Genomic DNA, 26,628 nt, shown 5'->3' with positions numbered 1-26,628 from the left:
GCGCACCTGTCGACCGGCCCGGGGTCAGCTCACGCAGAACACGTTGCCCTCCGGGTCGTGCATGGTGACGTAGTAGTAGAGGTCCGCCGGGTCGTCGCCCCGGGTGCGGCGCTGCACGGTCGCGCCCGACGCGACCAGTTCGGCCACCTTCGCCTCGACGATCTCGATCCGCTGCGCCTGGGGCATGGCATCGTCCCGACCGGTGGGGTAGATGTCCAGGTGGAGCCGGTTCTTCCCGGCCTGTTCCTGCGGCACCCGCTGGAACCACAGCGGCGGACGCAGCCCGGCCGGGTCGAACAGCCGGTCCTCGAACGCCGCCGCCCCGCCCAACCGGCCACGGAAGTGCGCGTTCCAGGTGGTCGACGGCTCGGCCGGCGGCGTCGGCCGGTAACCCAACGCCCGGGCCCAGAACCGGGCCAGCCGGGCCGGGTCGTTCGCGTCGACAGTCAGTTGCCAGAACACCATGGCCCCACCCTAACCACGCGCCGCGCGGTCACCGGGTCGACGCCACCGCCCCCGGTCGGCCGGCCCGCCCCGAACGCTTGAGCAGCACCGCGCCACCCGTGACGAAGCCGACGCCGAGGACGACCCCGACCACGTTGCCCTGGGTCAACGAGGCCAGCGCGCCCAGCACACCCACCACGACCAGCAGCACACCGAGAACCCGCATGAGCAGACCACCGAAGGTCTTCATCTGTCCGTTCGCCATACCGGCCCTGTTCCCCGGTTCCATCCTCCACAAACGACGGACGGTGACGGCCCGGGTCGTCTACCGGCTGAGCTGGGCGGCCAACGGGAAGGTGACACCGGTCAGCTCCTCGGAGACCGTCCACAGCCGACGAGCGGCGGCACCGTCGCGGGCGGCCTTCGAGCGGCCGACGAGCTTGGGCGCACCTCGCCCTTCGAACAGGCCGTCCGGCCCGGCGTAGCTGCCGCCCGGGATGTCGGCCACGGCCGCGAAGAGGGTGGGCGACGCGCCGTCGGCGTCGCTCTGCGCGAAGCGGTCGACCATGGCCGTCTGGAGCCGGTTCCACCAGGTACGGTCGTTGTCGAGGTGCCCGAGCAGGTTGGTGGCGGCCAGGCCGGGATGGGCGGCGGTCGCCAGCACCGGTGAGCCGGCCTCGGTGAGGCGGCGGTGCAGTTCGGCGGTGAACAGCAGGTTCGCCAGCTTCGACTGGGCGTACGCGGGAAACGCCCGGTAGGGCCTGCGCACCCAGTTGAGGTCGGCGAAGTCGATCTTTCCGCCCCGGTGCGCGGACGAGGCGACGGTGACCACCCGCCCCCGGATCTGCGGCAGCAGCAGGTTGGTGAGCGCGAAGTGCCCGAGGTGGTTGGTGCCGAACTGGAGCTCGAACCCGTCGGCGGTCCGGGTCGGCGGCGGGATCATCACGCCGGCGTTGTTGATCAGCAGGTCGATCGGCCCGGTCCAGCCCTCGGCGAAGGCACGGACGGAGGCCAGGTCGGCCAGGTCGAGCCGGCGCACCTCGACGTCACCGGTCATGCCCGCAGCGGCGGCGGCGCCCTTGGCGGGGTCGCGGACGGCGAGCACGACCCGGGCACCCCGGGCGGCGAGCGCCGTCGCGGCGACCCGGCCGATGCCGCTGTTCGCGCCGGTCACGATGACGGTACGGCCGGTCTGGGCGGGGATCTGGGCGGTCGTGAATGTTGTCATGGGAAACAATGTATCCGGCGACAACAATGTTGGCAACAGCGACTTTAATCCGGCTACGATGACGCCGTGCCCACGTACCACCACGGAAACCTGCGGTCGACGCTGCTCGCCGCCGCCGAGCGCAGCCTGCGCCAGCACGGCGCGGGCCAGCTCTCGCTGCGCGAACTGGCCCGGGAGGCGGGCGTCAGCCACGCCGCGCCGCGCCGGCACTTCGCCGACCGGCAGGCGCTGCTGGACGCTCTCGCCGAGGCCGGATTCGCCAGGCTGCACACCGAACTGCGCGCCGCGCTCACCGACGCCGGGACGGACTTCGGGGCACGCCTGCACGCCGTCGCCGCCGCCTACCTGCGGTTCGCCACCGAGGACGCCGCCCTGCTGGAGCTGATGTTCACCGGCAAGCACCGCGAGGGGGCCGAACACCTCGTCGCCGCAGCCGCCGGACCATTCGGGCTCCTGCACGACCTGATCATCGAGGGACAGGCCCAGGGGATGCTCGAACCCGGTCCCCCGGACCGCGCCGGCACCGTGCTGTTCGCCACCTTGCAGGGCATCGCCACGCTGGTCAACGGCAACCTGGTCGCAGCCGAACTGCTCGACGGGATCACCCGAACCGCCGTCGACCAGTTCCTCCGGGGAGCCCGCCCCCGGTGACCGCCCCGGCACCGCCGCTCCCCCACCGAGCTCCACAGGGGACAGCTTCACGCTGCCGATGACTGTCGGCTTCTCGACTTTCGTTGTGCCCGCTCCCCCGCTGGGTAATGTGGCGATCAATCCCCTCCCTGACGCCGGTCGACGCGTCGACGGCACGTCCCTTCCGACTCGTCGCTTTCCGACACGGGGCCTGCCACCGGGAACACCCGGCGCAGCGGAGTGGGCGTCGGCACGGGGAGGGTCGCGTGACAACTGGTCTGGTGCTCGACGACACCGGTTTCGAGATCCTGGTCGACGGCGAACGGGTCGGACCGCGCCGACCACTCGGCCCCGAGGATGCCACCCTGGTGGGCGACCTGGGCACCCGTTACGCGCAGGCGGTCCAGGCCGACGCCGGTGACGACGTGCTGACCGGGTTGGGCCGGTCGCTGTACGCCTGGTTGGACGGCGAGCTGGGGCAGCTGACCGACCTGCTGCACCGGGCAGCGACCCCGCTGACCTTCGAGGTGCAGGGGCCGCGCACCCCGTCCGAGCGACAGTGGGCGGTGCTGCGGGCGCCGTTCGAGCTGCTGGCCCGCCCCGACGGCGGGTTCCTCGCGGCGGACGCCCTGCTGCGCTTCGGTGTCGTCCGACGGCTGGGGCCGCCCGGGGTACGGCCCGCCCTCGACCCGTACCGGCTGGGGTTGGGATTCATGGCGGCGGCACCGCGCGGGCAGCGCGAACTCGACTTCGAGGCCGAGGAGGCGGCGATCCTGCGTGCGGTCGGCGAGGCCCGGCTCGACCTGATGGTCGAGGACACCGGCGACCCGACGCAGCTGGCGCACCGGCTGGCCGACCTGGGCGGCCTGCCCGTGCTGCACCTGTCCTGCCACGGGCAGAACAACTGGCGGGAGCAGCCCGACCGGAGGGCCGAGCCGGTGCTGATGCTGGAGGACGAGCTGGGCGACGAGCGCCCCACCACCGCCACCGACCTGGTCGGGCTGCTCACCACGATGCCCCGGCTGGTCTTCGTCTCCGCCTGCCTCACCGCGACCGCCGCCGACGCCACCGGCCAACTTCCGCCCGGACCGGGCCGGCGTGCCGGCACCGGTACGCCGACCGCCGGGGCCGAGCTGCTCGCCCACTCACTGGCCACCGCCCTGGTGTCGGCCGGCGTGCCGGCGGTGCTCGGCTGGGACGGCTCGGTCGGCGACCGGTCGGCCACCGTGTTCGCCGAGCGGCTGTACGGGCGGCTGGGCGACCGGGCCGACCTCGCGGTGGCCGTCGCCGACGCCCGTCGGACGTTGCTGGAGTCGACGACACCGCGGCTGCGGGCCGACTGGCACCTGGCCCGCCTGTGGCTGGGGCCGGGCGGCGGCGGCCCGCTGGTGGCGGGCACCCGGCGACGGTCGCTGGTGTCCGCCGTACGCGGCACCAAGAAGTTCCTCGACCGCAAGCAGCACGTGCCGGTGGCCACGGCGGACATGTTCGTCGGTCGACGGCCGGAGTTGCAGCAGTCGTTGCGGGCGCTGCGGTCCGGCGACCGGGCCGGCGTGCTGCTGCACGGGCAGGGCCGGCTGGGCAAGTCCAGCCTGGCCGCCCGGATCGTCGACCGCTTCCCTGACCGGGCCGTCGGGGTGGTCTTCGGTGACTACGGCGCGCTGGCGGTGCTGGACGCGGTCGCCGACGCGGTACGGGCCAACCAACAGGCGCGGGAGCTGATCGCCAGGCGGCTGCCGGAGGTGCGCAGCCGGCCCGACGCGCTGGAGGCGGTGCTCATCGACCTGCTGACCGGCCCGTGCGCCCAGACCGGCGAGGGACAGCGCCCACTGCTGCTGATCATCGACGACCTGGAACAGATCCTCCGTCCCGACCCGGCGGGACGGCACCGGGTGACGGCCGAAGCCGCGCCGGTGCTGGCGGCGGTGCTGCGGGCGTTCGACCCCGCCGAGACCGACAGCCGTCTGGTGCTCACCAGCCGCTTCCTGTTCACCCTCGACGGGCTGGAAAGCCGGCTCACCCCGGTGCAGTTGCGCCCGCTGTCCGGGGTGGCCCAGGGCAAGCTGCACCGACGCCAGCAGGCACTCGTACCACCGGACCGGCAGGCCGAACGGGCCAGGCTGGCCCGACGGGCACTGTGGGTGAGCCGGGGCAACCCCGGCCTTCAGGACCTGATCGTGCTGCGGCTGGTCTACAGCGAGCAGGTGCCGACGGAACGGTCCGAGGCGGCGGTGGCCGGCATGGAGGCGTACCTGCGCCAGGGTGACCTGCCCCCGGACGCCGAGGTGCGGACGTTCCTGGAGAACCTCGCCCTGGACGAGCTGCTGGCGCAGGCCGGCCCGCCGCACGTCGCCCTGCTGCGGGCGGTCACCCTCTTCGACCTGCCGGTGCCCGTGCCGGTGGTCGACGCGCTGGCCGGCGAGGTCGGCGGGTCGACGGAGCGGCTGCGCGGGCTCGGCCTGCTGGACACCTTCCCCGACCGGTACGACCCACAACGGCCGGCGGTCGCCGTCAACGCGCTCGCCGCCGGCCGGCTCGCCCCGCTCACCGACGAGGAACATGCCAAGCTGGCGGCACTGGCGGTGGAGCCGCTCTTCACCGCATGGGGTGGCACCGCATCCCGACGGCGGGACTCGGCCCTGGACCTACAACTGACCCGTCTGGCCCTGACCGCCGACACGTCGGCCGCCGTCGTCGCGGCCTGCAGCGCCGGGGCGGTACGAGAAGTGCGCGCCGGCCATGCCGGGGATGCCTTCCGGCTCGGTGAAGAGGCGATTGCCCTCCTCGACCGGCATCGCACCGTGGTGCCGACCCACCTGCTCCGTGTGGTCGCCGACGCTGCGATGACCAGCGGTGACGGCGACACCGCAGAGGAGATGTTCGACCGTGCGGTACGGCAGGCGCAGAGCACCGAAGCGTCGGAAGTGGATCGACTCGAACAGGCCCGGGCCATCGCTGAACAGGCAACGTTTCTGATAACCCGCGGTCAACCCGACCGGGCCGAACAACTACTGCGATACGCCCAACGCCTCTTTACCGAGGGGGGATCAGAGCAGGAGGCCGCGACCTGCCACGGCAGCATTGCGGACATCCTCTTCTATCGCGGCGACTACGACGAAGCACTCCGCATCCGCCGCGACATCGAACTACCCGTCTACCAACGACTCGGCGACACCCAATCCACCGCCATCACCCACGGAAGAATCGCCGACATACTCCAACAACGCGGCGACTACGACGAAGCACTCCGCATCCGCCGCGAAATACAACTACCCGTCTACCAACGACTCGGCGACACCCGCGCCACCGCCATCACCCACGGAAAAATAGCCGACATACTCCAACAACGCGGCGACTACGACGAAGCACTCCGCATCCGCCGCGACATCGAACTACCCGTCTACCAACGACTCGGCGACACCCGCGCCACCGCCGTCACCCACGGCCAGATCGCCGACATACTCTACCGACGCGGCGACTACGACGAAGCACTCCGCATCCGCCGCGAAATACAACTACCCGTCTACCAACGACTCGGCGACACCCGCGCCACCGCCGTCACCCACGGAAAAATAGCCGACATCCACTACCAACGCGGCGACTACGACGAAGCACTCCGCATCCACCAAGAAATACAACTACCCGTCTACCAACGACTCGGCGACATCCGCGAAACCGCCGTCACCCACGGAAAAATCGCCGACATACTCCACCAACGTGGCGACTACGACGAAGCACTCCGCATCCACCAAGAAATACAACTACCCGTCTACCAACGACTCGGCGACACCCGCGAAACCGCAACCACCCACGGCCGAATCGCCGAAATCCACTACCAACGCGGCAACTACGACGAAGCGAGAAAGCTGCACCGAAAGCGGCTGCAGGTACACGAGCAGCACGGCGATCTCGATAGTATCGCGTCGGCCAGGTGGGGCCTGGCACAGATAGATCTAGCCCAGCAGAATTACGAGTCTGCCGTCGAACACCTGGACGAATCTCTACTAATCCTGCGCCGGCTTCAACGTGCCGACGGGATCGCGATCGTCGGTTTTACATTCGGGCAACTAATGGCATCCGCAGGCCAGATCGACCAGGCTCGCCAATTGTGGGAAATCAGCCTCGCCGCTGCGGAAAAAATAGGCGCGACTGCCCTAATCGAGCAGATCAGGGAATATTTGGGTAATTTATCCGACGAGAGCGGTCAGCAGTAGCATCGCATTACGCGTCGATCGAGCGCCCCTCCGCCGACGAGCCTGGGCAGAGGGGCGAGATCGTCCGAGTGGCTCCTCAGTCGGCCTGACGGACGACAGAGAGGAAATTCCGCCAGGAGGACACGGAAAAGACCAGCACCGGCCCAGCGATGTCCTTGCTGTCCCGCACTCCCACCACAGCGGACAGGTTGTCCGCGACCTGGACGCAGTTGCCCTGGTCGCTACTACGGCTGCTCTTACGCCAGATCAGCCTGTTGAGTTCAGCCATGGCACTCCTCCTTGATCTTCTGCATCAGCCTGCACGACTCCTCCGCGTTCAGTGCCTGAAGATTGAGCGTGTTCCACACCTGGGCGTAAGCCTTGACCTCGTCGAGGCGATCGAGATAGAGCGCTCCGGAGAGCCCTTCGCTGTAGACCGTCGTCGGCTCGGCAGACCGGGCTCCCTTGGTGGGAAAATCCAGGATGACGAAGCTCCCTGCGATCGCTGCGCGACTCAGCCCCGAGGCGACCGGAATGATCCTGACAGTGATGTTCTCAGCCCGGCCAGCTTCGATCAGCCTGTCTATCTGCCCAGCCATACTAGGCACCCGCTTACGTAGTGCTGATTCCTCGATGATCGCCTCGAACTCGGGTGCCGCGGGCCGCTTCCTGGTGAGGAGGCGTTGACGTTCCTGTCGGAGTTCGACGAGTTTCACCACGTCCTCGTCTGCGATACCAGGTCTGGTGCGGGCCACCTCGGCGACGTACTCCGGGATCTGGAGCAGGCCCGGGACCAGGGCGTGTTCGTAGGTGCGGATGCGACTGGCCGCCACCTCCAGGCCGACGTACAACTGGAACCAGCGCGGGATGACCGCGCCATAGGCGTGGTACCAGCCCTTGCTCTTCGACTCCTTGGCCAGGCTGACCAGGACCTCGGTCAGCTCGGACGGGGTGCCGTAGAGGCGGCACATCTGGTCGACGTCGAGTGCGCGCAGCGGTGTCTGCCCGGCCTCTATCCGGTACATCTTGGCACGTGACCACTCCAGGTCGGACGCGGCGGCCTCCAGGCCGAAGCCGGCGACTTCCCGGGCCTGTCTGAGCAGCCGGCCGAGTTCTCGTCTCGGCACGGTCGAGCCGATCTCCGTCACGGACACCATCCTTCCTGTCTCACCACGACACGTCACCAGACGTGCCGTGCGACGGTTTCCGCTTCGCCACCCGCAAGGCGCACCGTTCCGGCGAGTGTCTCATCGGGAGCATTGCACGGATCAGCTCTGATCTCGGATCGTGGCTGGCAGAGCGGCCTGTCGACGATCAATGGAGGTGGCCACGTGGCCCGTCGGAAGTGGTTCCAGCGCAAAGATCATCCGATCGATGTCATCGGCCAGCCGTCCCCTGCGCGACGGACCGTTCCGCCCGATGCACCGGCCCGGGTGGACGGACCAGTCGGGCGGGGATCCGGCCGTGTTTGAGGGGCGGCCCGAACCGCCGTTCCGCGTCCTGATGGCCGGCTACGTGGTCGACTTCCACCACCGCGACGCCTGCACCCGCTGTCTGCCCGACGGCTCCTGCCTCCGCCTCGCCGCAGCCGCCGAAACCCTCCGCGTCTGGCGCGACCGCCCCGACCGGCAGCCCCGGGAACCCACCACCCACGAACACGGCGCGTCGACCGACCGGCCCGCGCAGACCCACCGACCTGCGCAGACCGACCGGGGTACGCCGTGAGACCCGGCGACCTGCTGCTGATCACCCGGGCCGCCAGTGTGCAGTTCATCCGCCCGATCAGGTGCCGGCTGATCCGGATCGACGACCGGCCGACGTACGACGGGTGGGTCTGGCTTGAGGTCTACCAGCTCGACGCCCGGGACCGGGCGGTGACCCGGCGGAGCATCTTCGTGCGGCGCGCCGGGGTGCGGCCGGCGGACCCGGGGCACCCGCCGCCGCAGAGCGCCACCCGGCGGCCTGCCCACGCCACGACGGCCCGCAGGCCCTGACCGTTCGTGGACACCGGGCGAGCGCCGCCGAGGCAGCGGGACGGCCGGCGCGGTGGTCAGTGCCGGTGCAGGGCCGTGCGGATCAGCCGGTTGACCAGCTTGGGGTACTCCAGGCCGCTGGCCGCCCACATCCGGGGGAACATCGACGTCGGGGTGAACCCGGGCATCGTGTTGATCTCGTTGAGGTAGACGTCCAGGTCGGGGGTGACGAAGAAGTCGACCCGGGCCAGGCCGGCGCAGTCCAGCGCGGTGAAGGCGCGGGTGGCGTACTCCTGGACCTGGCGGGTGACCCGGTCGGGCAGGCCGGCGGGGACGTCGTACTCGCAGACCTCGTCAGCGAAGAGGTACTTGGCCTCGAAGTCGTACCACTCGCGGTCGCCGACCATCCGGACCTCGGCCAGCACGGACGCCTCGGGCGCACCGCCGGCCTCGCCCTCCAGCACGCCGCACTCGATCTCCCGGCCGACGACCGCGGCCTCGACCAGCACCTTGGTGTCGATCTCACGGGCGGTGGCGACGGCCGCGTCGAGCTGCGCCCAGTCGTCGACCCGGGTGATGCCGAACGACGAGCCGGCCCGGGACGGCTTGACGAAGACCGGCAGGCCCAGCCGCTGCCTGTCGGCTTCGCTGAGGGTCATTCCGTTGCGCAGCACCGCGTACGGGCCGACCGGGATGCCCTCGGCGGCGCAGAGCTTCTTGGTGAACTCCTTGTCCATCGCGGCGGCGGAGGCGAAGACGTTCGCCCCGACGTACGGGATGTCGGCCATCTCCAGCATGCCCTGGATGGTGCCGTCCTCGCCGTACGCGCCGTGCAGCACCGGGAAGACCACGTCCACGTCGGCGAACGCGCGGGGGCCCTCGGTCGGGTCGAGCACCAGCAGGCCACCGGCGGTCGGGTCGGCGCGGAGCACCACCTCGGCCCCGGCCCCGGCGGTGACCTCCGGGAGCTTGCGCGCCCGGATCGCCAACTCGCCCGGGTCCCCGCTGGTCAGCACCCACTGGCCCTGCCGGGTGATGCCGACCGGCACCACGTCGTACTCGTCGGGGTCGAGCGCGCCGAGCACGCTGCCCGCGCTGACGCAGGAGATGCCGTGCTCGGGGCTGCGTCCGCCGAAGACGATCGCCACGCGGGTCTTGCCTGGGGTGGTCACTCGGGTCACCTCTCGGTACGCGACTGCGGAGCCGTCAGTTGCGCTCACCCGACTGACCTTACTGTGGGTTGCGGGGCGCCGATGGTGATACCCGGCAGGAAGCGAGCGACCCTCGCAAACGGTCATCCGACCCGATACGTTACGTCACGATCAGGGCCGGTGGAGGCGGTTGCCACGCCCCCGTCCGACCGCGATCACCTTCACCCGCTGCCGCCCGGCCCGGACCATGCCGAGGGCCATGAACGCCCCGGCTATCCGGTCGGCGGCCTCCCGGCTGCTGGTGCCGACCACCTGCCGCCGACGCTCGGGCCGGGCCCGCTCGTCGCGGGTGGGTGTCTCCACCGGCCGGACGTCGCTGAGCACCACCAGGAACCGCGTCATCGCCGTCACCAGACCCCTCACTGTTGGAAGTCCTTTCTCGACGCATGCGGCGGCGGCACGTGGCGATCGGGAACGGGGGAGTAAACCGATCGCCACGCGCCTCATCCCCTCCGGTCACTCACCATCGCCGTCGCCACGACAACCGCTGGTGAGGACTCCGTTACAGAGTGACAGGTGGACAGGCGTGAATGCAACTCTCATCGACCTTCTCTCATGCACGTCTTCCCATAGACCTGTGTCACCATCGACGTATGGCACCGAAGACCGCCCGGGCTCGCCGCCTGGGCATCGCCCTGCGCGCCCACCGGGAAGCGGCCGGCCTCACCCTGGAGGCCGCCGCCGACGAGATCAACAGCACCCGCAGCACGCTCAGCCGCTACGAGAACGCGCAGACGCTGGTCAGCCCGGCCACCGTCCGCGCGCTGCTCAGCCTCTACGGGGTCCGGCCCGACGAGATCGCCGCCGCGGTCCAGCTGGCCAAGGACACCCGCAAGCCCGGCTGGTGGGTGCCCTACTCACACCTGCTCGACAAACGCACCATCGACTTCATCGCGCTGGAGGCCGAGGCCACCGCGATCGCCAACTTCGAACCGTCCATCGTCCCGGGGCTGCTCCAGACCGCCGACTACATCCGGGGCGTGATGCGGGGCGGGCCGCACACCCTCACCGACGAGCAGGTCGAACAGCGGGTCAAACTCCGGCTGGACCGGCAACAGCGGATCACCTCCGCCGAACCGCCGATCTTCGACGCGATCATCGACGAGGGCGCGCTGCTGCGTCCGGTGGGCGACCGGACGGTGATGCACGCACAGCTCAGCCACCTGCTCAAGACCTCGGAGCTGCCGAACGTCACCGTCCAGGTGATCCCGCTCGCCGCCGGCTACCACCGGGGTACCCGGGGCTCGCTGCACATCCTGGAGTTCGCCGACCCGGAGGACCCGCTGATCGCCTCGGTGGAGACGGTCGCCGGCCAGATGGTCCTGGACCGGCCGGGTGACCTGCGTACCTGCACCAAGATCATGGAACACCTGCGGACCGTCGCGCTCAGCCCGGCCGACAGCCGCGACCAACTCGTGCAACTGATGAAGGGACGGTAGGAGACCGATGACACCGACGATCGGCGGGGCCCTGTCCGGGGCCGCCTGGCGCAAGAGCAGCCACAGCGGGGACGAGGGGGCCTGCGTCGAGCTGGCGTCGCTGCCGGGCCGGGTCGCGGTCCGCGACTCCAAGGACCCGGGCGGGCCGGTGCTGCTCTTCCCGCCCGCCGCCTGGTCCGCCTTCGCCACCGCCCCACCGCGCCGCTGAACACCCAGGCCCCGCCCCGCACCCTTCATGACAGGGTGCGGGGCGGGGCCGGGCGCGTCGGCGGGTGGAGGGGTCAGTCGACCGGGGCGTCGGCGGGTACGGTCGCGGCGGACCGGACCGCCTCGGCGGCGGCGATGGCCACCCCGCGCGCGCCGGCCATGTCCCGGTCCGGCACCAGCGCGAACGTCGCCAGCGCGGCCTGCTCCTCCCGCAGCACGGTGTGTGCGCGGACGGTGTCGAGGAACCAGTCCCGGAACTCCGGTGCCGCCTCCACCACCCCGCCACCGACGAAGTACGCGTGCGGATCGGTGAAGTTGGCCGCGATGGTGAACAGCCGGCCGAGCGCCGTCGCCTGCTGGGCGAAGACCTCCCGGGCCAGCGCGTCGCCCCGCTCGGCGTACCCACGCAGCAGGGTGGCGGCCCGATCCGGCGGCTCCTGCGCCAGCGGATGCCCCGGATACCGCGACAGCCAGTACGGCAGCAGGTTGCGCCGGATCGCGGTCAGCGAGGCGACGCTCTCCGCGTCCCCGGCGAACCCACAGGCGCAGCGCGGTTCGGGCTGGCCGGGGGCGAGCAGTCCGGCCAGCGGGATGTGCACGTGACCGAACTCGCCGGCCATGCCGGCGGCCCCGGTGACCACCCGCCCGTCGACCACCACCGCGCCGCCGAGGCCGGTGCCGACGATCGCCGCCACCGACGACCGGGCCGCCGCGTCGGCTCCGAAATGGACGTGGTGGGCGTAGAGCGCGGCGGCGTTGCCGTCGTTGTGATAGATCACCGGCAGTCCGAGCCGCCGCTCCAGCGCGCCGCGCACGTCGAAGCCGTGCCAGGCGGGCTGGGCGAAGTTCGTCGAGCCCCGCGACGAGATGACGCCTGTCGCGCTGGCCGGGCCGGGAGTGTCCAGCCCCACCGCCCGGACCTGGCCGGGGGAGACACCTGCGTGCGCCAGCACCCCGTCGAACGCGTCGGCCAGCGCCTCGATGGCCGCCTGCGGGCCGGCGGTCACCCTGCTGGGGGTCTCCACCAAGCCGTCGACCAGGAACCGGCCGTCCAGGCGGAGCACCGTGGCATTGTTGCTGGTGCCACCGTTGTCGAGGCCGACCACCACCGGCACGTCCACGCTGACCATCCGCCACCTCCGACCGGGCCTGATGCGAGGTTAGTTCCCGTTCCCGGCGCCCGTCACGCCCCACGTGCGGCCAGCCCACCGACCGACCGCCCACGCCGGGGCGACCGGCCCCGCGCCGACGGCACGGGACCGGCGCGGACGGCGGCGTCGACCGGCGCGGACGGCACGCGGCCGGCCGGCGCGGCGCTCACTCCGGGCGGCGGGCCAGGACGCCTGTCGCGTCCCACCGGTCGGCGTGCAGGACCGTCGGCAGCAGCCCCAGGTCGGTCATCGCGGCACTGAGCGCCCCGGCCTGCCCGGCGCTGACCTCCACCACCAGGTGACCGCCGGGCCGCAGCCAGTCGACCGCACCGGCGGCGACCCGGCGCAGCACGGCCAGCCCGTCGACGCCGCCGTCCAACGCCACCGTCGCCTCGTGCAGCCGGGCCTCCGCCGGCATCAGCGCCACCGCCGGGGTCGGCACGTACGGGGCGTTGGCGACCACCACGTCCAGCCGGCCCCGCCAGTGCGCCGGCAGCGGGTCGTACAGGTCGCCCTGCACGACGGTGACGTCCCGGCCGGCCAGGTTGCGGCGGGCGCAGGCGACGGCGGCCGGGTCGACGTCGACGGCGGCGAGCCAGCGCGGGGCGAGCCGGTCGACCAGCGCGACGCTGATCGCCCCCGACCCGCAGCAGAGGTCGACCAGCGCCGGGTCCGGCCCGGCGACCGACGCGGCGGTCTCCACCAGCAGCGCGGTCCGGGCCCGGGGGACGAACACCCCCGGGTCGACGGCGACCCGCCGGCCGCAGAACTCGGCCCAGCCGAGCAGGTGTTCCAACGGTTCACCGGCGATCCGCCGGTCGGTGAGGGCGGCGAGCGCCTGCGGCGAGTCGGCGGCGGCGGTGAGCAGCGCGGCCTCGTCCTCGGCGTAGACGCAGCCGGCGGCGCGCAGCCGGGCGACGAGAGCGGCGGGGTCGTGGGGGAACGGATCGGATGCCATGGTGATGCCTTTCGGGAGCGCACGTCGGCGCTCCCACCGTCGCTAGCGCGGCGACGGGGATCCGTTGCCGCGGCGACGGGACTCGACGGGGAGCGCCGGTCCTGACGTCTGATGGATCGGACTCACCTCCTCCGGTCGGGGCCCGTGCGGGCCGGGATCACGATAGCGGACCGGCCGCCCCCGCGTCGTCCAGTGCGGCGGTCACGTCGGCGACCAGGTCGGCGGTGTCCTCCACCCCGCAGGAGAGCCGGACGAACCCGGGGGCGGTGTCGTCGCCCCACTGCGCCCGCCGGTCGGCGCTGGTGTGCAGGCCACCGAACGAGGTCGCGGCGGCGACCAGCCGGGACGCGGCGACGAACCGGGCCACCCGGTCGGCGTCACCGAGGTCGAACGAGAGCACCCCCGGCATCCGGCGCAGCTGCCGCGACGCCACCGGGTACGCCGGATCCTCCGGGCGGCCCGGCCAGCGCAGCCCGGTCACGTCGGGCCGGGCGGCGAGCAGTTCGACCAGGGCCGCCGCGTTGGCGGACTGCCGGGCCAGCCGCAGGTCCAGGGTGGCCAGCGAGCGGTGGGCCAGCCAGGCGTCGAACGCCCCGGGCACCGCGCCGGTGGTGGTGCGCCACCCGGTCACCGTCTCCAGCAGCTCGGTCGACCGGGCGGCCACGTAGCCGAGCAGCAGATCGGAGTGGCCGGTCAACGCCTTGGTGCCGGAGGCGACCACCAGGTCCGCGCCGAGATCCAACGGGCGCTGCCCGAGCGGGGTGGCGGTGGTGTTGTCCACCGCCACCAACGCGCCTGCCGCGTGCGCCACGTCGGCCACCGCGGCGATGTCGGCCACGTCCAGGCCCGGGTTCGCCGGGGTCTCCAGCAGCACCAGCCGTACGTCGTCGAACGACGGGTACGGCCCGGCGGTGGGCACGAACCCGACCCGTACCCCCAGGGCGGCGAGGGTGGCGGTGGCGAACGCCCGGACCGGGAAGTACCCGTCGGCGGGCAGCAACACGGTGTCACCGGGGCGCAGCACGGCCAGCAGCAGCCCGGTGATGGCGGCCTGACCGGAGGCGAAGACCCGGCAGTCGCCGCCCTCCAACTCGCCGATGGCCGCCTCCAGCAGCCGTCGGGTCGGATTGTCCGGGCGGCCGTAGCCGTTCGGTGTCGCGGCCGGCCCCTGCCACGGGTCGAGGTGGTAGGGCGCGGCGAAGACCGGGCCGGGCAGGAACGGCTGCCCCGGCTCCGGCTCGGGCAGCCCGGCGTGCACGCACCGGGTGCCGTCGTGCCAGGGCGTCGCCGGGTCGACGGGTCCGCCGCTCACTCGTACGACTCCGGCTTGGCGGTCCGGCTCATCAGGGCGTCCACCGCGAGTCTCGGGTCCATCCCCTCGTGGCAGATCCGCTCGATCTGTTCGGTGATCGGCATCTCCACCCCGTGCGCGCGGGCCAGGTCCCGGATGGCCAGGCAGCTCTTCACGCCCTCGGCGGTCTGCCGGGTGGCCGCCTGCGCCTGCTCCAGGGTCTCCCCCCGGCCCAGGTGCTCGCCGAAGGTGCGGTTGCGGGCCAGCGGCGACGAGCAGGAGGCCACCAGGTCACCCATCCCGGCCAGGCCGGCGAAGGTGATCGGGTCGGCCCCGAGCGCCACCCCCAACCTGGCGGTTTCGGCAAGTCCCCGGGTCATCAGCATGGCCCGGGTGTTGTCGCCGAACCCCATCGCGGTGGCGATCCCGTACGACAGGGCGATCACGTTCTTGACCGCTCCGCCCAGCTCGCAGCCGATCACGTCGTCGTTGGTGTACGGCCGGAAGTACGGGGTGCGGATCGACTGCTGCACCAGTTCGGCGCGGCGGGCGTCGGTGCCGGCGACCACCGTCGCGGCCGGCTGTTCGACGGCGATCTCGGGGGCCAGGTTGGGGCCGGAGACCACCACCACCCGGTCCGGGGTGACCCGGGCCGTCTCCACGATCACCTCGCTCATCCGCCTGGTGGTGCCCAGCTCGATCCCCTTCATCAGGGAGACGAGGGTGGCGTCCGGGGCGAGGTGGCCGGCCCACTCGGCGAGGTTGCCGCGCAGCGTCTGCGACGGTACCGACAGCACCACCAGTTCCGCGCCGGAGATCGCCTTGGCCGCGTCGCCGGTCGCGGTGACCCGGTCGGGCAGCCGCAGCTCCGGCAGGTAGTCGGGGTTACGCCGGTGGACGCGGATCGCCTCGGCGACCTGTTCGCGCCGGGCGAGGATGGTCACCTCCCGACCGGCGTCGGCGAGGATCTTGGCGAACGCCGTCCCCCACGAACCGGCCCCCAGCACCGCCACGTGCCCGCTCACGCCACCCCTGCCCCTGCGTCGCGCCGGTCGATCCACTCGCTCATTCGGTCCCCTCGGGAGTACGCGTACGGACGGGACGTTCCCACAGCGGCGGTGGTGTGCCGCCCCGGACCCCGGCGAGCAGGTCCCGCAGGGTCAGCATGATCTGGTCGGTCATCTCCTCCAGCACCATCCGGCTCGGGGTGGCCCCCGCCCACCGGTCCAGGTCGACAGGCGGACCGGCCACCACCGTCACCGGGGTCCGGGGACGCAGCCCCACCCGGCTGGTACGCGGGTCGAAGAGACGTTCCGGACCCCACATCACCACCGGGACCACCGGCGCGCCGGTGGCCAGGGCCAGCCGGGCCGCCCCGGTCTTGCCCTTCATCGGCCACAGCTGCGGCTCCCGGGTGATGGTGCCCTCCGGATAGATCACCACCGCGCCTCCGGCGTCCAGCGCGGCGACCAGCCGGTCCAGCGACTTGACCGCGGTGGCGGTCTCCCGTTCCACCGGGATCTGCCGGCAACGGTGCAGGATGTAGCCGACCAGAGGCACCCGGAACACGCTGGCCTTGCCGAGGAACTGCGGCCACCGGCCGGCGTCGTAGATGAAGTGGGCGCAGACCAGCGGGTCGGCGTGCGAGATGTGGTTGGGCACGATGATGACGCCCCCGGGGCGGCGCAGCTGCTCGACACCGTGCCAGGTGCGCCGGGTCCAGGCCAGCATCACGGGCTTGACCAGCGCCACGGCGAACCGTCGCCAGAAACCCAGCCTGCGCCGCGCCACCGTGCCTCCTCGTCACCCCACCCGCGTGCCGCACCCCCACCGTTGCGTGCCCGCAGCGGAAATCATGCCTGCTCGTCCCGGGTACGGCCAGTGCGGGTACCGCCGCCGCCGCTGGCAGGATTGTCGACGTGGGCCAGGCGAGGTGGGTGGCGGTGGTGCCGGTGAAGCGGCTCCGCGCGGCGAAGAGCCGGTTGCGGGGGGCGCTGCCGGCCGTACCGCACGAGGAGCTGGCGCTGGCGCTGGTGGCCGACACGGTCGGCGCGGCGCTGGCCTGCCCGGCGGTGGCCGAGGTGCTGGTGGTCACCGCCGACCCGCAGGTGGCGGCGACGGTCGGCGCGGCGGGCGCGCGGGTGGTGCCGGACCATCCGGACGCCGGGTTGAACGCCGCCCTGCGGCACGGCGTGCAGGCGGCGGCCGACGACGGCCGGAGCTGGCTGGCCGCCCTCACCGCCGACCTGCCGGCGCTACGCCCGGCCGAACTGGCCGCCGCGCTGCACGCGGCCGGCACCGGCCCGACGGGGGTACGCCGGTTCGTGGCCGACGCCCCCGGCACCGGCACCGTGCTGCTCACCACACCCCCGGGGGTGCCGCTTGCGCCCCGGTTCGGGGCCGGCTCGGCGGCGGCGCACCTGGCCTCCGGGGCGGTCCCGCTGCCCGGTGTCTGGCCGAGCCTGCGCCGCGACGTGGACACCGCCGCCGACCTGGCCGACGCGGCCCGGCTCGGTCTCGGCCCGGCGACCGCCGCGCTGACCGGCGTCGTCCCGGCGGCCCCCGGCCGCACCGGCCGGGGGCCGCGTACCGACGGTCAGGTGTACGGTGCTGGCATGCAGGGCACCGTGGCGACCTTCGACGCGCAGAGCCGCACCGGCGTGCTGCTCCTCGACGACGGCACCGAACTGCCCTTCCCGGCCAGTGCCTTCGACGCCTCCGGGCTGCGGCTGCTGCGCCTCGGCCAACGGTTGACGGTGCACACCGATCCGGACGGCGCGGTCGTCCGGGTGACGTTGCCGACGATGGTCTGAACAACCAGGCCCAAGTTCATTTTGCGTTAACCGTAATCGGGTGATTATGAGCGGGTGAGCACCCCTCGCGAGCACCCCACCAGCCCGTCCACCGCCGCCGACCCCGCCCGCAACGGCACCCGCCGTCGCACCGGTTCCCGGACCCGCCGCGCCCCGGAGGAGGTCTCCGCCACCGCCCCCGACTCCCCCGGTGCCAGCGCCGCCGGGGCCTCCGCCGGACTGGACGAGGTGCTCGACGCCGACGACCGCCCGGCCACCGCCGAGAGGCCGGCCGGCGGCGAGGAGACAGCGACCGACGGGCCGCCCGCCGTCACACCGTTACCGGCGGACCGGTTCCTCAACCGGGAGCTGTCCTGGCTCGACTTCAACGGCCGGGTGCTGGCCCTGGCGGAGGACCCGCGCACGCCGCTGCTGGAACGGGCCAAGTTCCTGGCCATCTTCGCCAGCAACCTCGACGAGTTCTACATGGTGCGGGTGGCCGGGCTCAAACGGCGGCTCTCCGCCGGCCTGCCGGTACGCGGCGGGGACCGGCTGCCGCTGCGCACCCAGCTGGAGCGGATCACCGAGTGCGCCGCCGGGCTGGTCGCCCGGCAGGCCGCCTGCTTCGTTGACGACCTGCTGCCGCAGCTCGCCCGGGAGGACATCCGCATCATCCGCTGGGCCGAGCTGGATGACCCGGAGCGGGAGCGGCTGCGCACCTACTTCCGGGAACACATCTTCCCGGTGCTCACCCCGCTCGCGGTGGACCCGGCGCACCCGTTCCCGTACATCTCCGGCCGGTCGCTGAACCTGGCCGTGGCGGTGCGGGACCCCGACGGCGGGTCGGAGCTGTTCGCCCGGGTCAAGGTCCCCAACAACGTGCCGCGCTTCGTCCGGGTCGGCCGGGACCAGCCGGGGCTGCGGATGCTGCCCGTCGAGGACCTCATCTCGGTGCACCTGGGGCAGCTCTTCTCCGGCATGCAGGTGGTCGAGTGCCACCTGTTCCGGGTCACCCGCAACGCCGAGGTGGAGGTCGACGAGGACCGCGACGAGGACCTGCTCCAGGCCCTGGAGCGGGAGCTGGCCCGGCGGCGCTTCGGCCCCCCGGTCCGGCTGGAGGTGGCCGCCTCCATCTCCGACCACATGCTGGAGCTGCTCGTCCGCGAGCTGGACATGGACGACCACGACGTGCTGCGGGTCCCCGGCCTGCTGGACCTGTCGGCGCTGTGGCAGCTCTACGGCGAGGCGGACCGCCCCGACCTCAAGGACAAGCCGTTCGTGCCGGCCACCCACCCCCGGCTGACCGAGGGCGAGGTGCCGCGCAGCGTCTTCGCCACCCTGCGCGACGGCGACGTGCTGGTGCACCACCCGTACCACTCGTTCGCCACCAGCGTGCAGCGGTTCGTCGAGCAGGCCGCCGCCGACCCGAACGTGCTGGCCATCAAGCAGACCCTCTACCGCACCAGCGGGGACTCCCCGATCGTCGACGCGCTGGTCGACGCCGCCGCCGCCGGCAAGCAGGTGGTGGTGCTGGTGGAGCTGAAGGCCCGCTTCGACGAGGTGGCGAACATCGGCTGGGCGCGCACCCTGGAACGGGCCGGCTGCCACGTCGTGTACGGCCTGGTCGGGCTCAAGACGCACTGCAAGACCGCCCTGGTGGTACGCCAGGAGGGCAACCAGATCCGCCGGTACTGCCACATCGGCACCGGCAACTACCACCCCAAGACCGCCCGGCTGTACGAGGACTTCGGCGTGCTCACCGCCGACCCGGAGATCGGCGCCGACCTGACCGACCTGTTCAACGTGCTCACCGGCTACAGCCGGCAGACCGCGTACCGGCGGCTGCTGGTGGCCCCGCAGGGCATCCGCAGCGGGCTGGTGGAGCGGATCGAGCGGGAGATCGCGCACGTCCGGCTGGGCATGCCGGGGCTGGTGCAGTTCAAGGTGAACTCGCTGGTCGACGAGGAGATCACCGACGCGCTCTACCGGGCGTCGCAGGCCGGTGTCCACGTGGACCTGCTGATCCGGGGCATGTGCACGCTGCGGCCGGGGGTGCCGGGGCTGTCGGAGAACATCCGGGTCCGCTCGATCCTCGGCCGGTTCCTGGAACACTCGCGGATCTTCCGGTTCGGCAACAACGGCGACGCCGAGTTCTGGATGGGGTCGGCCGACCTGATGCACCGCAACCTCGACCGCCGGGTGGAGGCGCTGGTGCAGGTCAGCGACCCGGTCGCCCGCGCCGAGCTGGACCAGGTGATGACCACGGCGATGAGCCCGGACGTGGACGCGTTCGAGCTCGCCGCCGACGGCAGCTGGACCCGGCGGACCGGCACCGCCGAAGAGCCGCTGCACGACCTGCAGGAGCTGCTGCTGCGCCGGGTGGGCAGTTCCGCCGGCTGATCCACCAGGTGGTCGCGGCGGGCGACAGGTACGCGGTATTCCACGGACGTAGGGTGATCGGATGGTGGACGAGGAACCGGTCGGCATCCGGGCCGCCGGTGGGGTGGCGTGGCGACCGGCCGACGGTGGCGGGGTCGAGGTCTGCCTGGTGCACCGGCCCCGTTACGGCGACTGGTCGCTGCCCAAGGGCAAGCTGGAACGGGGCGAGCATCCGCTGCTGGCCGCCGTCCGTGAGGTGGCCGAGGAGTCCGACGTCCGCGCGGTGCCACAGGTCCGGCTGCCCACCGTGCGGTACCGCAGCGAGGGCCGGCCGAAGGCGGTCGACTACTGGTCGATGCGGGCCGTGGGCACCGGCGGGTTCCAGCCGGGCACCGAGGTCGACGACGTGTGCTGGCTCGACGTCGACGCGGCGGTCGACCGGGTGAGCTACCCGCACGACGCGCAGGTGCTGGCCGCGTTCGCCGCCCTGCCGGCGGTCACCGGCACGGTGGCGCTGGTGCGGCACGCGCATGCCGGCAGGCGGGCCACCTGGTCGGGGCCGGACACCGGCCGCCCGTTGGACGCCGAGGGGGTCGCCCAGGCGCGGGCGCTGGCCCCGCTGGTCGCCCTGGTCCGGCCGGTACGGCTGCTGTCGGCCTCGCCCCGACGCTGCGTGCAGACGCTGGATCCGGCAGCCGCCCTGCTGGACCTGCCGATCGAGGTGTGCGGCGACTTCGACGAGCCGCAGCCGGGCCAGCAGGTCGACGAGTGCGCGTTGGCCGCCGCCGGCCGGCTGGTCGAGCTGGCCGCCACCGGGCAGCCGGTCGGGGTGTGCAGCCAGGGCAAGGTGATCCCGGGTGCGTTGGCCCGGCTGGCGGGGCGCGACGACGACTTCGGCACCGCCAAGGGTGGCGGCTGGTTGCTCGCCTTCACCCCCGACGGGCTGCTCGCCGCCGACCGGCTCTGAACACTCACGAGCCGACCGGGGCTGGACACCGGAAACGGGCGCCCACCATGGCGGTGGGCGCCCGTCGCGTCGTACCGGAAAATCAGCGCTTGGCGGCGGTCCGCTTCGCCGGCGCCTTCTTCGCGGTGGTGGCCTTGGCGGTGGTGCTCTTGGCCGCGGTCGTCTTCTTGGCCGCCGCGCTCCGGGCGGGAGCCGACTTGGTCGCCGTGGCGGTCTTCTTCGCCGGAGCGGCCTTCTTCGTGGCCGCCTTGGTCGCGGTGGCGGCCTTGGTGGCCTTCGCCGCGGTGGTCTTGGCGGCACCGGTGGCCTTGCTGGCCGCGGTCGTCTTCTTGGCCGCGGTGGCCTTGGTCCCGGTCGCCTTGCTGGCCGCGGTCGTCTTCTTGGCCGTGGTCGCCTTGGCCGTGGTCGCCTTCGCGCCCGTGGCCTTGGTGCCGGTCGCCTTGGCGGCGGTGGCCTTCGTGCCGGTGGCCTTGGCGGCCGCCGTGGTGGTGGTCTTCTTCGCCGGAGCGGCGGTCTTCGGCACCTTGCCGGTGGCCACCATCTCCTTGAAACCGGCGCCCGGCTTGAAGGCCGGAACGGATGTCTTCTTGACCTTCACCGCCTCACCGGTACGCGGGTTGCGCGCTGTTCGCGCCGCCCGGACACGCTTTTCGAACGATCCGAAACCGGTGATCGCCACTTTGTCGCCCTTGGTGACCGCCGCCTGGACCTCGGCGAGGACCGCGTCGAGCGCCGCCGTCGCCGACTTGCGGTCCCCCAGGCGAGCGGCGAGTGCCTCGATGAGCTCGGCCTTGTTCACGACTTCCTCCCGATTGTGCAACTGACTCGACGCGAGCCATTCTGCGCGCACCGTATGCCCTGTGCTGCCTGGACACAAACATTCGGTGGAAAAAAGCCCTTGTGTCGTAACGGATTCGCCCCCACCGGATGAACCGGTGGGGGCGAAAACGGTGCCGTGGCCCGGCGTACGGCTAGACCACGGCGGGGGTGAACGACGGTCGGCCGGCCTCGTACGCCTCAATGTCGGCGACGTGCCGCAGGGTGAGTCCAATGTCGTCGAGGCCCTCCATCAGCCGCCAGCGGCTGTGGTCGTCGAGCGGGAACGACCAGGTGGAATCCCCGACCCGGACCTCACGGGTGGTCAGGTCGACCGTCACCGCAGTGGTCGGATCGGCCTCCACCAGGTCCCAGATCTGCTCGACCGCGGCCAGTTCCAATTCGACCGGGAGGAGTCCTTCCTTGAGTGCGTTGCCCCGGAAGATGTCGCCGAACCGGGGCGAGATGACCGCCTGGAAACCCCCGTCGCGCAGCGCCCACACAGCGTGCTCCCGGGACGACCCGGTGCCGAACTCGGGCCCCGCCACGAGGATGGTGGCCCCGGAATACGCCGGGTTGTTGAGCACGAATGCGGGATCGTCGCGCCAGGCCCGGAAGAGCCCGTCGGCGAAGCCGGTACGGGTCACCCGCTTGAGGTACACGGCCGGGATGATCTGATCGGTATCCACATTGGAACGGCGCAGCGGTGCTGCGGTGCCGGTGTGGGTGGTGAACTTGTCCATCTCTCGGCTGCCCTTCTACAGATCGGCCGGGGCGGCGAGCCGGCCGGTCACGGCGGTGGCGGCGGCGACCGGCGGCGACACCAGGTGGGTACGCCCGCCCCGGCCCTGCCGGCCCTCGAAGTTGCGGTTGGAGGTCGAGGCCGAACGCTCGCCCGGCTTCAGCGTGTCCGGGTTCATGCCCAGGCACATCGAGCAGCCGGCGAACCGCCACTCCGCTCCGGCGTCGGCGAAGACCTTGTCCAGGCCCTCCGCCTCGGCGGCCTCCCGCACGGCGGCGGAGCCGGGCACCACCAGCATCCGTACCCCGTCGGCGACCCGGTGGCCGCGCAGCACGTCGGCGGCGGCCCGCAGGTCCTCCAGCCGGCCGTTGGTGCAGGAACCGACGAACACCACGTCGACGGCGAGGTCGCGCAGCGGGGTGCCCGGGGTGAGGTCCATGTACTCCAGGGCCCGGCGCGCGGCGGTCCGCTCGGCGTCGGTGGTGAACTCCTCCGGGTCCGGCACGGCCGCGCCGAGCGGAGCGCCCTGACCGGGGTTGGTGCCCCAGGTGACGAACGGGGTGATCCGGCTCGCGTCCAGGGTCACCTCGGCGTCGAAGGTCGCGTCCTCGTCGGTGGGCAGCGTCCGCCAGTGGGCCAGCGCCGCGTCCCAGTCCGCCCCGGTCGGCGCGTGCGGCCGGCCCTTGAGGTACGCGAAGGTGGTCTCGTCCGGCGCGATCAGGCCCGCCTTGGCGCCCCACTCGATGGACATGTTCGCCACCGTCATCCGGCCCTCCATCGACAGCGCCCGGATCGCCTCACCCCGGTACTCCACGATGTGGCCGCGTCCGCCGCCCGTGCCCACCTGCGCGATCAGCGCGAGGACCAGGTCCTTGGCGGTGACGCCGGGGGCGAGCTGACCGGTGACGTTGACCGCCATGGTCTTCGGACGGGCCTGCGGCAGGGTCTGGGTGGCCAGGACGTGTTCGACCTCACTGGTGCCGATGCCGAAGGCCAGCGCACCGAACGCGCCGTGGGTGGCGGTGTGCGAGTCGCCACAGACGATCGTCATGCCGGGCTGGGTGACGCCCAGCTGGGGGCCGATCACGTGCACGATGCCCTGATTCTCGTCGCCCAGGGGGTGCAGCCGCAGGCCGAACTCGGCGCAGTTGCGGCGCAACGTCTCGATCTGGGTACGCGAGGTCGGGTCCGCGATCGTCAGCAGGTCGCCCCGGCGCAGCCGGAACGCGGGATCGTCGTACCCGGTCGGGGTGTTGTGATCCTCGGTCGCGAGCGTGAGATCGGGGCGGCGGACCCGCCGGCCGGCCTGGCGCAGCCCGTCGAACGCCTGCGGGCTGGTCACCTCGTGCAGCAGGTGCAGGTCGATGTAGAGCAGGTCCGGCTCACCCTCGGCGGTCCGTACGACGTGCGCGTCCCAGACCTTCTCGGCCAGGGTCCTCGGTTGAGTGACTCCCACCATCTGGACATCCTAAATTCTGGGAGGTAAATTTCGGCTTGTGGGACACAGTATGAGCGGTGTCGGCGTGCTCGACAAGGCGGTGGTCATCCTGGCCGCCTGTGTCGACGGCGCCAGCCTGGCCGAACTCGTTGAACGCACCAAGCTGCCCCGAGCCACCGCACACCGGCTGGCCCAGGCCCTGGAGATCCACCGGATGCTGGTCCGGGACACCCAGGGGCGATGGCGTCCCGGGCCCCGGCTCGGCGAGCTGGCCAACGCCGCACCGGACGTCCTGCTGACCGCCGCCGAGCCACTCCTGGCCGCGCTGCGCGACGCCACCGGGGAGAGCGCCCAACTCTACCTGCGCCGGGCCGACGAACGGGTCTGCGTGGCCGCCGCCGAACGGGCCAGCGGCCTGCGGGACACCGTGCCGGTCGGCTCGGTGCTGCCCATGACGGCCGGCTCCGCCGCGCAGATCCTGCTCGCCTGGGAGCCGCCCGAGGCGGTCATGCCGCTGCTGCCCCGGTCCAAGTTCACCGGCCGCACCCTCGCCGAGGTACGCCGCCGGGGCTGGGCGCAGAGCGTCGCCGAACGGGAGGCCGGTGTGGCGAGCGTCTCCGCCCCCATCCGGGACCGCACCGGCCGGGTGATCGCCTCGATCAGCATCTCCGGCCCGATCGAACGCCTCGGCCGCCGCCCCGGCGAACGCCACGCCATGGCCGTCGTCCGCGCCGGCCAACGCCTCTCCGGCCTCTAACCACCCACCCCCTCTCCACCCCGCCCACCCCGCCCTGCCCCGCCTCCCCCGCCCCGCCTCGCCTCGCCTCGCCTGCCGCGCCCTGCCTCGCCTCGCCCTGCCTCGGTGATCAAGAAGTTTGCGTCATGTTTAGAGATCAAAGTGACGCAAACCTCTTGATCACGTGACGCAAACCTCTTGATCACCGAGGCGAGAGCGGCGGGGCGCAGGTGAGACCGGGGAGGGTGAGCGTGGCAGGGGCGGGTCGGCGCGGCCGGGGGCGAGGGCGGGGGCGAGGGCGGGGGCGAGGGCGGGGGCGGTGTGACCGGCGGGGCGGGCGGCGCGGGGGGAGGCTGGAAGCGAGGGGGAAACGGCGATCGGCCCGCCTCGCGGGCGAGACGGGCCGATCGTGTGGTAGCCCCGACCGGATTCGAACCGGCGCTACCGCCTTGAGAGGGCGGCGTCCTGGGCCACTAGACGACGGGGCCAGGCACTTTTTCCTGCTTCACCACCCCGTGGGGCGGTGCGGCATTAGTCTAACGGCACCGGCACCCGGCCCCCGAGACGGGGGTCGGCATCCCGGCGAGGTCGGTGCCCGGGTGGCGAAACAGGGGTGTCCAGCGGCCGGGACAGCGCGACATCACCACCCGAGCGGGCTCCACCGCACGCCCAGCCCCGCACGAGCCGAGCCGGGGCCGGGCCGCACGAGCCGGGGCTGGGCGCACGAGCCGGGGCCGGCCGATCGGGCCGGCCGGGCACGCGCAAGGCCGGGGCTGCCCGGGACGCGAAGAAGCCCGTCCCAGGCAAACGTGGGACGGGCTGTCAGCGTTGTAGCCCCGACCGGATTCGAACCGGCGCTACCGCCTTGAGAGGGCGGCGTCCTGGGCCACTAGACGACGGGGCCAGAACATAGCTAGTGCTTCCCTGCCCTGCCGGGCGAGGAAGCTGCACTCTATCAGAGATCAACTTCGCCCCGACGAACGGGACGGAGCGATCGCCGTCAGAATCCAGCGTCCGCGTATTCGGGTGAACCCGCGGTTGCGCTGGGGTACCAGGACTCGAACCTAGACTAACTGAACCAGAATCAGTTGGGCTGCCAATTACCCCATACCCCATTGGCCCCTTGTGGCGCCGGGAAGGAACTTTACCCTCCCCGCGCCAACAGGCCAAATCCAATCCCCCAAACCGCCCTTGAGCTGCGGAAACAGGGGTGTCGTACGGGTCAGGCGACCGGCACCACCGAGTTGGTGAGCTCGCCGATCCCCTCGATCCGTACGGTGACCGTATCCCCGTCCGTGAGCGGACTAACCCCGGCCGGGGTGCCGGTCAGCACCACGTCCCCGGGCAGCAGGGTCATCACGTGCGAGATGTACGACACCAGCGCCGGCACGTCGAAGACCATGTCCTTGGTCCGGCCGAGCTGACGTACCTCCATCTCGTCCGGGTCGCGCCCCACCTCGCAGCGCACCTCCAGGTCGGAGACGTCGAGCCCGGTGGTGATCCAGGGGCCGATGGGGCAGAACGAGTCGAAGCCCTTGGCCCGGGTCCACTGCGAGTCGGAACGCTGGAGGTCCCGCGCGGTGACGTCGTTGGCGCAGGTGTAGCCGAAGATGGCCTTCGCCGCGGTGGCCCGGTCGACCCGGCGGGCCCCCGGCGCGCCGATCACCACGGCCAGCTCGGCCTCGTGTTCCACCTGCTTGGAGAAGATCGGCAGCCGGATCGCGTCCCGGGGGCCGATCACCGAGGTGGACGGCTTGAGGAAGAGCAGCGGCTCCTTCGGTACCTCGTTGCCGTGCTCGGCGGCGTGCTCGGCGTAGTTACGCCCCACACAGACCACCTTGCTGGGCAGGATCGGCGACAGCAGCCGCACGTCGGAGAGCGCCCACCGGGCGCCGGAGAACTGGATCTGCCCGAACGGATGGCCCTCGATCTCGGCGACGGTCAGGCCCTGTGGCCCGGCCTCCGGCTCGCCCTCGACGACCCCGAACGACATTCCCTTGGCATGAGCGAAACGAGCGATACGCACCAGGCCA

At 72.1% G+C, this 26,628-nt stretch carries 25 protein-coding genes, 3 tRNA genes and 1 pseudogene; 10 read left to right on the top strand and 19 right to left on the bottom strand.

The window, feature by feature from the left end:
* Positions 1–24: 24 nt before the first annotated feature.
* The 3 genes from JQN84_RS02930 to JQN84_RS02920 are packed head-to-tail and all read right to left on the bottom strand — an operon-like array spanning position 25 to position 1,672.
* On the bottom strand, positions 25–465 hold the full coding sequence (locus JQN84_RS02930; protein ID WP_204956830.1) for a VOC family protein: 441 nt from the start codon (positions 463–465) through the stop codon (positions 25–27).
* A gap of 28 nt (positions 466–493) precedes the next feature.
* Positions 494–709, bottom strand: a complete 216-nt coding sequence (locus tag JQN84_RS02925; RefSeq protein WP_204956829.1) for a hypothetical protein — start codon at positions 707–709, stop codon at positions 494–496.
* Between the two features lie 60 nt (positions 710–769).
* Complete coding sequence (locus tag JQN84_RS02920; RefSeq protein WP_204956828.1) at positions 770–1,672, bottom strand: oxidoreductase; 903 nt, start codon at positions 1,670–1,672, stop codon at positions 770–772.
* A 66-nt stretch (positions 1,673–1,738) separates the two neighbouring features.
* On the opposite strand from JQN84_RS02920, the gene JQN84_RS02915 reads away from it, so the two are divergent.
* Both JQN84_RS02915 and JQN84_RS02910 read left to right on the top strand, forming a co-directional pair.
* Positions 1,739–2,323: a TetR/AcrR family transcriptional regulator gene (locus JQN84_RS02915; protein ID WP_204956827.1), complete on the top strand. Its 585-nt coding sequence runs from the start codon at positions 1,739–1,741 to the stop codon at positions 2,321–2,323.
* A gap of 245 nt (positions 2,324–2,568) precedes the next feature.
* The gene (locus JQN84_RS02910) at positions 2,569–6,516 is read left to right on the top strand and encodes a tetratricopeptide repeat protein (protein ID WP_204956826.1); all 3,948 of its coding nucleotides are present in this window, start codon (positions 2,569–2,571) and stop codon (positions 6,514–6,516) included.
* A 76-nt stretch (positions 6,517–6,592) separates the two neighbouring features.
* On the opposite strand, the gene JQN84_RS02905 is transcribed toward JQN84_RS02910, so the two are convergent.
* Together JQN84_RS02905 and JQN84_RS02900 are read right to left on the bottom strand one after the other, a co-directional pair.
* Entirely contained in the window at positions 6,593–6,784 is a 192-nt protein-coding gene (locus JQN84_RS02905) for a DUF397 domain-containing protein (RefSeq protein ID WP_204956825.1), read from the bottom strand.
* Positions 6,777–7,643 carry a helix-turn-helix domain-containing protein gene (locus JQN84_RS02900; RefSeq protein ID WP_307820970.1) on the bottom strand — a complete coding sequence of 289 codons (867 nt, stop codon included), beginning with the start codon at positions 7,641–7,643 and terminating at the stop codon, positions 6,777–6,779. The genes JQN84_RS02905 and JQN84_RS02900 overlap by 8 nt, the downstream gene beginning before the upstream one ends.
* A 316-nt stretch (positions 7,644–7,959) precedes the next feature.
* On the opposite strand from JQN84_RS02900, the gene JQN84_RS02895 reads away from it, so the two are divergent.
* Both JQN84_RS02895 and JQN84_RS02890 read left to right on the top strand, forming a co-directional pair.
* The gene (locus tag JQN84_RS02895) at positions 7,960–8,220 is read left to right on the top strand and encodes a hypothetical protein (protein WP_204956823.1); all 261 of its coding nucleotides are present in this window, start codon (positions 7,960–7,962) and stop codon (positions 8,218–8,220) included.
* A complete protein-coding gene (locus tag JQN84_RS02890; protein ID WP_204956822.1) occupies positions 8,217–8,489 on the top strand; it encodes a hypothetical protein in 273 nt (90 codons plus the stop codon). The genes JQN84_RS02895 and JQN84_RS02890 overlap by 4 nt, the downstream gene beginning before the upstream one ends.
* Positions 8,490–8,545: 56 nt before the next feature.
* On the opposite strand, the gene JQN84_RS02885 is transcribed toward JQN84_RS02890, so the two are convergent.
* Both JQN84_RS02885 and JQN84_RS02880 read right to left on the bottom strand, forming a co-directional pair.
* On the bottom strand, positions 8,546–9,640 hold the full coding sequence (locus JQN84_RS02885; protein WP_204956821.1) for a D-alanine--D-alanine ligase family protein: 1,095 nt from the start codon (positions 9,638–9,640) through the stop codon (positions 8,546–8,548).
* A 150-nt stretch (positions 9,641–9,790) separates the two neighbouring features.
* Positions 9,791–10,021, bottom strand: coding sequence for a hypothetical protein (locus JQN84_RS02880; RefSeq protein ID WP_204957300.1), 231 nt, complete (start codon positions 10,019–10,021; stop codon positions 9,791–9,793).
* Between the two features lie 251 nt (positions 10,022–10,272).
* Here JQN84_RS02880 and JQN84_RS02875 point away from each other — a divergent pair, with 251 nt between their 5' ends.
* Positions 10,273–11,118, top strand: coding sequence for a helix-turn-helix domain-containing protein (locus JQN84_RS02875; RefSeq protein ID WP_204956820.1), 846 nt, complete (start codon positions 10,273–10,275; stop codon positions 11,116–11,118).
* Positions 11,119–11,125: 7 nt separating this feature from the next.
* Positions 11,126–11,326: a DUF397 domain-containing protein gene (locus JQN84_RS02870; RefSeq protein WP_145918315.1), complete on the top strand. Its 201-nt coding sequence runs from the start codon at positions 11,126–11,128 to the stop codon at positions 11,324–11,326.
* 73 nt (positions 11,327–11,399) lie between these two features.
* Here the strand turns inward: JQN84_RS02870 and JQN84_RS02865 are convergent, their stop codons facing one another.
* The 5 genes from JQN84_RS02865 to JQN84_RS02845 all read right to left on the bottom strand — a co-directional run bounded on the left by JQN84_RS02865 (position 11,400) and on the right by JQN84_RS02845 (position 16,516).
* On the bottom strand, positions 11,400–12,455 hold the full coding sequence (locus JQN84_RS02865; protein ID WP_204956819.1) for an ROK family protein: 1,056 nt from the start codon (positions 12,453–12,455) through the stop codon (positions 11,400–11,402).
* Between the two features lie 187 nt (positions 12,456–12,642).
* Entirely contained in the window at positions 12,643–13,434 is a 792-nt protein-coding gene (locus JQN84_RS02860; protein ID WP_204956818.1) for a putative protein N(5)-glutamine methyltransferase, read from the bottom strand.
* Positions 13,435–13,591: 157 nt separating this feature from the next.
* The gene (locus JQN84_RS02855; RefSeq protein WP_204956817.1) at positions 13,592–14,746 is read right to left on the bottom strand and encodes a cystathionine gamma-lyase; all 1,155 of its coding nucleotides are present in this window, start codon (positions 14,744–14,746) and stop codon (positions 13,592–13,594) included.
* Positions 14,743–15,750, bottom strand: a complete 1,008-nt coding sequence (locus JQN84_RS02850) for an NAD(P)H-dependent glycerol-3-phosphate dehydrogenase (RefSeq protein ID WP_145918311.1) — start codon at positions 15,748–15,750, stop codon at positions 14,743–14,745. Before JQN84_RS02850 ends, JQN84_RS02855 begins: the two co-directional genes overlap by 4 nt.
* A gap of 40 nt (positions 15,751–15,790) precedes the next feature.
* Positions 15,791–16,516, bottom strand: coding sequence for a lysophospholipid acyltransferase family protein (locus tag JQN84_RS02845; RefSeq protein ID WP_204956816.1), 726 nt, complete (start codon positions 16,514–16,516; stop codon positions 15,791–15,793).
* A 128-nt stretch (positions 16,517–16,644) separates the two neighbouring features.
* On the opposite strand from JQN84_RS02845, the pseudogene cofC reads away from it, so the two are divergent.
* From cofC to JQN84_RS02830, 3 genes and pseudogenes are all read left to right on the top strand, one after another.
* Positions 16,645–17,298: pseudogene (cofC, locus tag JQN84_RS31200) on the top strand (2-phospho-L-lactate guanylyltransferase); the annotation flags it as partial.
* Positions 17,299–17,757: 459 nt separating this feature from the next.
* Positions 17,758–19,917 (top strand): RNA degradosome polyphosphate kinase, encoded by a 2,160-nt coding sequence (locus JQN84_RS02835; protein ID WP_239484816.1) that lies wholly within the window; start codon positions 17,758–17,760, stop codon positions 19,915–19,917.
* A 61-nt stretch (positions 19,918–19,978) separates the two neighbouring features.
* The gene (locus tag JQN84_RS02830; protein WP_204956813.1) at positions 19,979–20,863 is read left to right on the top strand and encodes an NUDIX hydrolase; all 885 of its coding nucleotides are present in this window, start codon (positions 19,979–19,981) and stop codon (positions 20,861–20,863) included.
* An 82-nt stretch (positions 20,864–20,945) separates the two neighbouring features.
* Here the strand turns inward: JQN84_RS02830 and JQN84_RS02825 are convergent, their stop codons facing one another.
* The 3 genes from JQN84_RS02825 to leuC form a co-directional block, all read right to left on the bottom strand.
* Positions 20,946–21,662, bottom strand: a complete 717-nt coding sequence (locus JQN84_RS02825; protein ID WP_204957299.1) for an HU family DNA-binding protein — start codon at positions 21,660–21,662, stop codon at positions 20,946–20,948.
* Positions 21,663–21,834: 172 nt separating this feature from the next.
* On the bottom strand, positions 21,835–22,422 hold the full coding sequence (leuD, locus tag JQN84_RS02820) for a 3-isopropylmalate dehydratase small subunit (RefSeq protein WP_204956812.1): 588 nt from the start codon (positions 22,420–22,422) through the stop codon (positions 21,835–21,837).
* 15 nt (positions 22,423–22,437) lie between these two features.
* Positions 22,438–23,880, bottom strand: coding sequence for a 3-isopropylmalate dehydratase large subunit (gene leuC / locus JQN84_RS02815; RefSeq protein ID WP_204956811.1), 1,443 nt, complete (start codon positions 23,878–23,880; stop codon positions 22,438–22,440).
* A 49-nt stretch (positions 23,881–23,929) separates the two neighbouring features.
* Between leuC and JQN84_RS02810 the strand changes: the two genes are divergently transcribed.
* Positions 23,930–24,616, top strand: a complete 687-nt coding sequence (locus JQN84_RS02810) for an IclR family transcriptional regulator (RefSeq protein WP_088646078.1) — start codon at positions 23,930–23,932, stop codon at positions 24,614–24,616.
* A gap of 391 nt (positions 24,617–25,007) precedes the next feature.
* Here the strand turns inward: JQN84_RS02810 and JQN84_RS02805 are convergent.
* The 4 genes from JQN84_RS02805 to JQN84_RS02790 form a co-directional block, all read right to left on the bottom strand.
* Positions 25,008–25,083 (bottom strand) — tRNA-Glu (locus JQN84_RS02805).
* Between the two features lie 343 nt (positions 25,084–25,426).
* A tRNA-Glu gene (locus JQN84_RS02800) sits at positions 25,427–25,499 on the bottom strand.
* Positions 25,500–25,638: 139 nt separating this feature from the next.
* Positions 25,639–25,710, bottom strand: a tRNA-Gln gene (locus JQN84_RS02795).
* A 107-nt stretch (positions 25,711–25,817) separates the two neighbouring features.
* Positions 25,818–26,621, bottom strand: a complete 804-nt coding sequence (locus JQN84_RS02790; RefSeq protein WP_204956810.1) for a fumarylacetoacetate hydrolase family protein — start codon at positions 26,619–26,621, stop codon at positions 25,818–25,820.
* Between the last annotated feature and the right edge of the window lie 7 nt (positions 26,622–26,628).

Source organism: Micromonospora humidisoli, assembly GCF_016900955.1.
GTDB lineage: Bacteria > Actinomycetota > Actinomycetes > Mycobacteriales > Micromonosporaceae > Micromonospora > Micromonospora wenchangensis.
Note: the sequence above shows the minus strand (reverse complement) of the source record. Positions and strands in the feature narration are given on the sequence as shown.

What these genes read in the sequence shown, in the direction of transcription:
- JQN84_RS02930 (WP_204956830.1), bottom strand. Translation starts at nt 465, where the DNA reads ATGGTGTTCTGGCAACTGACTGTCGACGCGAACGACCCGGCCCGGCTG.
- JQN84_RS02925 (WP_204956829.1), bottom strand. Translation starts at nt 709, where the DNA reads ATGGCGAACGGACAGATGAAGACCTTCGGTGGTCTGCTCATGCGGGTT.
- JQN84_RS02920 (WP_204956828.1), bottom strand. Translation starts at nt 1,672, where the DNA reads ATGACAACATTCACGACCGCCCAGATCCCCGCCCAGACCGGCCGTACC.
- JQN84_RS02905 (WP_204956825.1), bottom strand. Translation starts at nt 6,784, where the DNA reads ATGGCTGAACTCAACAGGCTGATCTGGCGTAAGAGCAGCCGTAGTAGC.
- JQN84_RS02880 (WP_204957300.1), bottom strand. Translation starts at nt 10,021, where the DNA reads ATGACGCGGTTCCTGGTGGTGCTCAGCGACGTCCGGCCGGTGGAGACA.
- JQN84_RS02875 (WP_204956820.1), top strand. Translation starts at nt 10,273, where the DNA reads ATGGCACCGAAGACCGCCCGGGCTCGCCGCCTGGGCATCGCCCTGCGC.
- JQN84_RS02870 (WP_145918315.1), top strand. Translation starts at nt 11,126, where the DNA reads ATGACACCGACGATCGGCGGGGCCCTGTCCGGGGCCGCCTGGCGCAAG.
- JQN84_RS02865 (WP_204956819.1), bottom strand. Translation starts at nt 12,455, where the DNA reads ATGGTCAGCGTGGACGTGCCGGTGGTGGTCGGCCTCGACAACGGTGGC.
- JQN84_RS02860 (WP_204956818.1), bottom strand. Translation starts at nt 13,434, where the DNA reads ATGGCATCCGATCCGTTCCCCCACGACCCCGCCGCTCTCGTCGCCCGG.
- JQN84_RS02830 (WP_204956813.1), top strand. Translation starts at nt 19,979, where the DNA reads ATGGTGGACGAGGAACCGGTCGGCATCCGGGCCGCCGGTGGGGTGGCG.
- leuD (WP_204956812.1), bottom strand. Translation starts at nt 22,422, where the DNA reads ATGGACAAGTTCACCACCCACACCGGCACCGCAGCACCGCTGCGCCGT.
- leuC (WP_204956811.1), bottom strand. Translation starts at nt 23,880, where the DNA reads ATGGTGGGAGTCACTCAACCGAGGACCCTGGCCGAGAAGGTCTGGGAC.
- JQN84_RS02810 (WP_088646078.1), top strand. Translation starts at nt 23,930, where the DNA reads ATGAGCGGTGTCGGCGTGCTCGACAAGGCGGTGGTCATCCTGGCCGCC.